1 protein-coding gene and 1 pseudogene are annotated in these 1,174 nt (G+C 52.6%); one reads left to right on the top strand and one right to left on the bottom strand.

Annotation, left to right across the window (positions count from 1 at the left end; translation table 11 throughout):
- Nucleotides 1–56: 56 nt before the first annotated feature.
- Complete coding sequence (locus tag YA0848_RS35520; protein WP_023095643.1) at nt 57–503, bottom strand: hypothetical protein; 447 nt, start codon at nt 501–503, stop codon at nt 57–59.
- Nucleotides 504–955: 452 nt separating this feature from the next.
- Between YA0848_RS35520 and YA0848_RS36315 the strand changes: the two are divergent.
- Nucleotides 956–1,174 (top strand): annotated as a pseudogene (locus tag YA0848_RS36315) (hypothetical protein); the annotation flags it as partial.

Genomic DNA, 1,174 nt, shown 5'->3' with positions numbered 1-1,174 from the left:
TTAGGACATTCGTTCTGTAACTTACTGTATTTGAAAGATTAATAAGTCAGCTGTCTCTACAGGCTGATCTCTGTAATCTGGTTCCTGCTACGCCAGATCGGATCAGGTTTACGGTGGCTGCACCAGGTGGCGGACGTAATCGACACAAAGCCCGACTTGCCTGGCTGCCCGTTCGCATCGCTTGGTCTGCCGTCCGAGAATGGGTTCTTGAGTTCCCCTCTGACCTGCTCGTCATCTAGGCCCAGGTGGTTCAGGGCGCAGCAATTCCCTATCAGCACCTTCGAATCGTCGTGCCGCTCAACGACGAAGCCGTGCTGATGCATTTGAGAACAGCGCTTCCCGTTCTTCTGGTACTGACAGCTGGCCTCTGGCTGAATCAGCCGGTAGGGCCGCAGCGGGTTTCGGTACTGATCCTTCGTCAGGGTGCTGTCCGAGGCGATCTCGTAAAGGGACAACAACTCGGCGAGCGTTCTAATCTCCACAATGCCATTCGAAGGGGTCATCAAGTCCTCCTGGTGGGTCAGTCATGCGCAGAGCTGTATATTAACCCAGTAATTGCACAGTGGAATCATTGTGCAGAGCCTATAAGTCATCCCTGCCTTTTGCTCATCACAAGGACGTGGCCCCGTGCCGGAGCTACATAGCCTGGTGGACTGTGTTCGTGGATCTGCTCGCGCTCGGCCAGCGAGGCACCAGGCGCCCTTGGGCATGGGGGTGTTGAGGCTCTTCAAGCCGAAACTTATGATTTACATGCTGAAAACTGAGTGGCCTCTGTCTCCGTTTAAATGTTCTGTTGTACTGCGGTGGCTGTGCAGCTGCTCATGAGTGAAGAAAAAATCAGCAAAACCATCAAAAGTTAAGATTTTCTTGGTCAGGTTAAGGAAATCTGTAGCAATGAAACGACTTTGAGGCTTTTGGATGGCCCTTTCCTCAACCGTCGCAGGAGGTACTGATCATGGAGCACACTGCCGCTCAACCGGTTGAAACGGTCGTAGACATTACCTGTGATGTTTGCCGCCAGAGCACTAGCGTTGAAGGTTATGGTCAACAGTTTGGAACCCTTCAGGCACACTGGGGGTATGGCTCCAAGCATGATGGCGAGCGCTACAAGGTTCATCTTTGCGAGCTTTGGTTTTTCCGCACACTAAGTGTAGCGACCTGCAATCAGTGCCGT

This window comes from Pseudomonas sp. S4_EA_1b (assembly GCF_016307435.1).
GTDB classification, from domain to species: domain Bacteria; phylum Pseudomonadota; class Gammaproteobacteria; order Pseudomonadales; family Pseudomonadaceae; genus Aquipseudomonas; species Aquipseudomonas rhodesiae.
The sequence above is the reverse complement of the archived record's forward strand: the minus strand, read 5'-3'. Positions and strand labels throughout refer to the sequence as shown.

What these genes read in the sequence shown, in the direction of transcription:
- YA0848_RS35520 (WP_023095643.1), bottom strand. Translation starts at nt 503, where the DNA reads ATGACCCCTTCGAATGGCATTGTGGAGATTAGAACGCTCGCCGAGTTG.